This is a genomic window from Stenotrophomonas sp. STEN021 (genome assembly GCF_056760175.1).
In genome coordinates this window covers 21,226-27,225 of record NZ_JBRREH010000067.1, presented here as the reverse complement: position 1 = coordinate 27,225, position 6,000 = coordinate 21,226, and the positions used below count along the sequence as shown (strand labels likewise).

The 6,000-nt window shown below is 63.1% G+C and carries 4 protein-coding genes and 1 riboswitch; all 4 genes read left to right on the top strand.

Translation table 11 applies throughout. The annotated features are described in order from the left end of the window. Positions 1 to 504 precede the first annotated feature (504 nt). Positions 505 to 722, top strand: a riboswitch (cobalamin riboswitch). A 269-nt stretch (positions 723 to 991) separates the two neighbouring features. The 4 genes from ACVOL0_RS14410 to ACVOL0_RS14395 all read left to right on the top strand — a co-directional run bounded on the left by ACVOL0_RS14410 (position 992) and on the right by ACVOL0_RS14395 (position 5,963). Then, positions 992 to 3,301 (top strand): ribonucleoside-diphosphate reductase subunit alpha, encoded by a 2,310-nt coding sequence (locus ACVOL0_RS14410; protein WP_481549691.1) that lies wholly within the window; start codon positions 992 to 994, stop codon positions 3,299 to 3,301. Between the two features lie 146 nt (positions 3,302 to 3,447). Beyond that, positions 3,448 to 4,467 (top strand): ribonucleotide-diphosphate reductase subunit beta, encoded by a 1,020-nt coding sequence (locus ACVOL0_RS14405; protein WP_282267574.1) that lies wholly within the window; start codon positions 3,448 to 3,450, stop codon positions 4,465 to 4,467. Between the two features lie 219 nt (positions 4,468 to 4,686). Further along, positions 4,687 to 5,091: an acyl-CoA thioesterase gene (locus tag ACVOL0_RS14400; RefSeq protein ID WP_481549688.1), complete on the top strand. Its 405-nt coding sequence runs from the start codon at positions 4,687 to 4,689 to the stop codon at positions 5,089 to 5,091. Between the two features lie 11 nt (positions 5,092 to 5,102). Further along, positions 5,103 to 5,963 (top strand): NAD-dependent protein deacetylase, encoded by an 861-nt coding sequence (locus tag ACVOL0_RS14395; RefSeq protein ID WP_481549687.1) that lies wholly within the window; start codon positions 5,103 to 5,105, stop codon positions 5,961 to 5,963. Positions 5,964 to 6,000: the final 37 nt, after the last annotated feature.

The following is a 6,000-nucleotide window of genomic DNA, read 5'->3' as shown; positions in this document are numbered from 1 at the left end:
TGGTGGGGGCAATCGCCCCCCCCCACACCCCCTGCCCTTTTCGGCCCCCCCTTTCGGGGCAATTGGCCTTTCCGGTTCCCCCCCCTGCCTCGCTGGGCGCGCCACTACCAAAAGCTGGCGTTACCGCGCGGGCAACGGAATGCTGTTGTCCCGGCCGTGCTCGCGCGTCGCCATCGTCGCGCCATCGCCGCTCACGTGCTTCATCTGCAGTGTGGCAACGGGCAGCAGGTGCATGGCGGCGAACTCGTGGCGGGAGGGTACGGCCAGCTTGGCGGCTCGTGGCAGGAGCTGCGTCGGCCGGAAGTCACACCCGGAAATTTCATCAGAAATTTACGTATTCAACGCAGGTAGTTTTCCTACAAAAAAACTCTGCAAAAGGCTTGACTGCGCACTCCGTTCAAGCAGGTTGAAGTGTCCGGCCCGGGCGGCAGACAGCCCAAGCCTTGTGCCGCAAGGCTTGGCAAAGAAATACTAGATTTGGTGTTGACCCTGTAATACACCCCCACTATCTTGTGCTCCGTCGGTTCTGGCGGGATTTTTCCGTCGGATTAATAGGGAAGCTGGTGATGCCTTCAAGGCTAGTCCGGCACTGCCCCGCAGCGGTAATTGGGAACGACCCCGCCAACAGCACTGAGGCACAGGCCTTGGGAAGCGGCGGAGTAGGAGAAGGCCCCCGCCTTCCTGCCCATGAGTCCGAAGACCTGCCGACAGCCACGCGATGCACACCGCGTGGTGCCGGCTGCGGTGTCTTCGAGGGGAAGACGGCTGGTGACGTGGTGCCGTACGGCTGTTGACCCGAGGGTCGCGCAGTCGCGGCTGCTGCGACGCCGTCCTTCCATGCTCGCTGCTCCGTACCGGCTCTGCTTCCTGCGCGGGCAGGAGCTGCGTGCATAACGTTTGCAAGGACACCATCGTCGTGACTGCCACTCATACTGACGTCGCTCCGGCTGAGGCCGGTTTTGAACTGACCCCGCCGCCGACCGCCACCGCCATGAGCGTGACCAAGCGCAATGGCAGCACCGAGCCGGTAGACCTCAACAAGATCGTCCGCGCCATCCAGCGTTGCTGCGAAGGTCTGCACGCGGTGGACCCGATGCGGGTGGCCACACGCACCATCTCCGGCCTGTACAACGGCGCCAGCACCCAGGAACTGGACGAGCTGTCGATCCGTACCGCCGCCCTGCTGATCGGCGAAGAACCCGAGTACGGCCGCTTGGCCGCGCGTCTGCTGGCCAACTTCATCGGCAAGGAAGTCTCCGGCCAGGAAATCCATGCGTTCTCGCAGTCTGTCGGCCGTGGCCACGAAGTCGGCCTGATCAACGACCGCCTGCTCAACTTCGTGCAGGTCAATGCACGCAAGCTCAACGACGCGATCGATCCGTCCTACGACCTGAACTTCGATTACTTCGGCCTGCGCACCATGTATGACCGCTACCTGCTGCGGCATCCGCATACGCGCAAGGTCATCGAAACCCCGCAGCAGTTCTTCCTGCGCATCGCCAGCGCGCTGAGCGAGGACGTGCCCGAAGCACTGGCGCTGTACCAGCGCCTGGGCAGCCTGGACTACCTGCCGTCCAGCCCGACCCTGTTCAATGCCGGCACCAGCCACGAGCAGCTGTCCTCGTGCTTCCTGCTGGACTCGCCGCAGGATTCGCTGGAATCCATCTACGACCGCTATGCGGATATCGCCCAGCTGTCCAAGTTCAGCGGCGGCATCGGTGTCAGCTATACCCGCGTGCGTTCGCGCGGCTCGCTGATCAAGTCCACCAACGGCCACTCCAACGGCATCGTGCCGTGGCTGAAGACGCTGGATTCCTCGGTGGCTGCGGTCAACCAGGGCGGCAAACGCAAGGGCGCGGCCTGCGTGTACCTGGAAACCTGGCACGCCGATATCGAGGACTTCCTCGAATTGCGCGACAACGCCGGTGACGATTCGCGCCGCACCCACAACCTCAACCTGGCCAACTGGGTGCCGGACCTGTTCATGCAGCGCGTCGAGGTCGACCAGGAATGGTCGCTGTTCGATCCGCGCGTGGTGCCGGAGCTGACCGACCTGTTTGGCCCGGCCTTCGAGCAGGCTTATGTGCAGGCCGAAACCCAGGGCAAGGCGCGCAAGACCGTGTCGGCACGCAAGTTGTACTCGCGGATGATGCGGACCCTGGCCGAGACCGGCAACGGCTGGATGACGTTCAAGGACAAGTGCAACCTGGCCAGCAACCAGACCCTGCGCGCCGGCAACGTGATCCACCTGTCCAACCTGTGCACCGAGATCCTGGAGATCACCTCCAACGACGAGACCGCGGTCTGCAACCTGGGTTCGATCAACCTCGGCAACCACCTCGACGCACATGGCGATTTCGATTTCGAGAAGCTGGCCGAGACCGTGCGCCTGGCCGTGCGCCAGCTTGACCGCGTCATCGACCTGAACTTCTACCCGATCGAAACCGCACGCCGTGGCAACCTGCGCTGGCGCCCGGTGGGCCTGGGTTGCATGGGCCTGCAGGACGTGTTCTTCCGCAAGCGTCTGGCGTTCGACTCTGCCGAAGCACGCACGCTGTCGACCAAGATCGCCGAGACCATCTATTTCCACGCGCTGGAAGTGTCCTGCGAACTGGCCCAGGAACGCGGCAAGCACCCCTCGTTCAACGACACCCGCGCCTCCCATGGCGAGCTGCAGTTCGACGCCTGGAATGTGGTGCCGGAAGACACCGCGCGCTGGGACGCACTGCGTGAGCGCATCAAGCAGCATGGCCTGCGCAACTCGCTGATGATCGCGATCGCGCCGACCGCGACCATCGCTTCCATCGCCGGTTGCTACGAGTGCGTCGAACCGCAGGTCTCCAACCTGTTCAAGCGCGAAACCCTGTCTGGCGACTTCCTGCAGATCAACCGCCACCTGGTGGCCGAGTTGAAGCAGCTGGGCCTGTGGACGCCGGAAGTGCGTGATGCGATCAAGCTGGCCGACGGTTCCATCCAGAGCCTGCAGCAGATCCCGGAAACCCTGCGCCACATCTACCGCACCGCATGGGAACTGCCGATGCGTTCGCTGATCGACATGGCCGCCGCGCGCGGTGCTTATATCGACCAGTCGGCCTCGCTCAACCTGTTCATGGAAAGCCCGAACATCGGCGCGATGTCGTCCATGTACATGTACGCCTGGAAGCAGGGCATCAAGACCACGTATTACCTGCGCTCGCGTCCGGCCACCAAGATCGCCAAGACCACGGTCAGCAGCTACACCCCGGTGGAAGCCGTGGCCTGCTCGCTGGAAAACCCGGAAGCCTGCGAAGCCTGCCAGTAACGCTCAAAGCCCCTCTCCCGCCCGCGGGAGAGGGGTTGGGGTGAGGTCGCTCTTAGCAGCACGTAGCGCCAACCCCCAGGAACCAACCCTCATCCGGCGCTGCGCGCCACCTTCTCCCGCAGGGAGAAGGGAAAGGAGAAACCCCCATGTCCAATGAATCCCGCCAAATGCTGCTCGATCCCGGTTTCGAGCTGACCCTGCGTCCGATGCGTTACCCGGACTTCTACGAGATGTACCGCAACGCGATCAAGAACACCTGGACGGTGGAGGAGATCAATTTCCAGATCGACATCACCGACCTGCACCAGAAGATGTCGCCGGCCGACCAGCACCTGATCCACCGCCTGGTCGCGTTCTTCGCCACCGGTGACTCGATCGTGTCGAACAACCTGGTGCTGAACCTGTACCAGCACCTCAATGCGCCGGAAGCGCGCATGTACCTGTCGCGCCAGCTGTACGAAGAAGCACTGCACGTGCAGTTCTATCTGACCCTGCTGGACAACTACCTGCCGGACCCGGAAGAGCGCTTCAAGGCCTTCGCCGCGGTGGAGAACATCGATTCGATCAAGAAGAAGGCGGCGTTCTGCTTCAAGTGGATCGACGCGTTGCAGGAAACCAAGCGCCTGGAAACCCGCGACGACCGTCGCCAGTTCCTGCTCAACCAGATCTGCTTTGCTGCCTGCATCGAAGGCCTGTTCTTCTTTGCCGCCTTCGCCTACGTGTACTACTTCCGTTCGCGCGGCCTGCTGCCGGGCCTGGCCTCGGGCACCAATTGGGTGTTCCGTGACGAGAGCTGCCACATGGAGTTCGCGTTCGAGTGCGTGCGCAAGATCCGCGCCGAAGAGCCCGACCTGTTCGACGCGAAGATGGAGCAGGAGGTCTACCAGATGCTGGAGGAGGCCATCGATTGTGAAGTGCAGTTCGCCGAGGACGTGCTGTCCGGTGGCGTGGCCGGCATCTCCACCCGCGACATGCGCGAGTACCTGCAGCACTGCGCCGACAACCATTTCCTGAAGCTGGGCATGGCCAAGAAATACAACGTGCGCAACCCGCTGCCGTTCATGGAGCTGCAGGACGTGCAGGAACTGACCAACTTCTTCGAGCGCCGCGCCTCTGCCTACCAGGTGGGCGTGCAGGGCGAAGTCGCGTTCGATATGGCGTTCTGATTGACTCCCTCCCTTTCGCCGCAGGTGAAGGGGAGCGCGTTTGTCTCCCTCCCTTGCGCGAAGCGCAGGGGAGAGTTGGGGAGGGGGGCTTTGCAGGCTTCTGAGCCTTTATCGGCTTCGCGGCTCACGCCGCTCCTGCAAAAGCTATCTGCAGCTGCGTACACAAGCTGCACAGCTTTGCGGGCGTATCATCGGCGCCAACTTACAGGTGATACCCCCATGACCCCCATCGTCAACACCAATCCGCCGGTCGAAGTCCGCATGGCGGAAATCGTATTTCCCAACCACGCCAACCATATGGGCACGCTGTTCGGCGGCCAGGCGTTGGCCTGGATGGACAAGGCGGCCTTCCTTGCCGCCGCGCGCTATTCCCGTTGCACCGTGGTGACCGCACGCTCGGACCAGGTCGATTTCAAACTGCCGATCCGCATCGGGCAGATGGTGGAAACCATCGGCCGGGTGGTCCAGGTCGGCCGCAGCTCGATGCATGTGGAAGTCGAGCTGATTGCCGAAGACCTGCACAGCGGTGAGCGTGAGCTCTGCACCAAGGGCAGCTTCGTGATGATCGCGCTCGATGGCGAAGGTCATCCAACCGCTGTGCCGGCGTTGCCAGTGCAGGCCTGAGCTGCACGACGGTGACCACTTCATCGGCACAGGCAGGGCGCTTATCGCCGGCAGTGATCACCAAGCTGCCGCAGTTCATTGCCGGTCACCGGCGCCTGTTCATCGTCACCGGTGCTGGTTGCAGCACTGATTCCGGCATTCCCGACTACCGCGACAGCGATGGCCAATGGAAGCGCACACCGCCGGTGACCTACCAGGCCTTCATGGGCGAGGATGCAACCCGCAAGCGTTACTGGGCGCGCAGCCTGCTGGGCTGGCCGCGCTTCGGCCACGCGCTGCCCAATGGCACGCACCATGCGCTGGCTGCATTGGAGGCCGATGGTCGCATCGAGCTGCTGCTGACCCAGAACGTGGATTGCCTGCATCAGGCAGCGGGCAGCCAGACCGTTATCGATCTGCACGGTCGGCTGGACCAGGTGCGCTGCATGGGCTGCGAAGCACGCAGTTCGCGCGAGTTGCTGCAGCAACGTCTGCTGGATGCCAACCCCGGTTGGGACGTACTGGAAGCGGGCATCGCGCCCGATGGTGATGCCGATCTGGAAGCCGATTTCTCCGCTTTCAGCGTGCCTGCCTGTGACGCATGTGGCGGCGTGTTGAAGCCGGACGTGGTGTTCTTCGGCGAGAACGTGCCGCGTGAGCGCGTCGCGGCGGTGCACGAGCACCTGCAGCGTTCCGATGCGGTGTTGGTGTTGGGTTCGTCGTTGATGGTGTACTCGGGTTTCCGCTTCGTCGATGCCGCCGCCAAGGCCGGTTTGCCGATAGCCGCGGTCAACCTCGGCCGCACCCGTGCCGATCACCTGCTGTCGCTGAAGGTGGAAATGCCGTGCGCCCAGGCACTTGCCTTCCTGTTGGACGGTACCAAGACGCAGTGATCCATCACCCCGGTTGAATCAGGGCCTGCTACGGCGT

What these genes read in the sequence shown, in the direction of transcription:
- ACVOL0_RS14410 (WP_481549691.1), top strand. Translation starts at nt 992, where the DNA reads ATGAGCGTGACCAAGCGCAATGGCAGCACCGAGCCGGTAGACCTCAAC.
- ACVOL0_RS14405 (WP_282267574.1), top strand. Translation starts at nt 3,448, where the DNA reads ATGTCCAATGAATCCCGCCAAATGCTGCTCGATCCCGGTTTCGAGCTG.
- ACVOL0_RS14400 (WP_481549688.1), top strand. Translation starts at nt 4,687, where the DNA reads ATGACCCCCATCGTCAACACCAATCCGCCGGTCGAAGTCCGCATGGCG.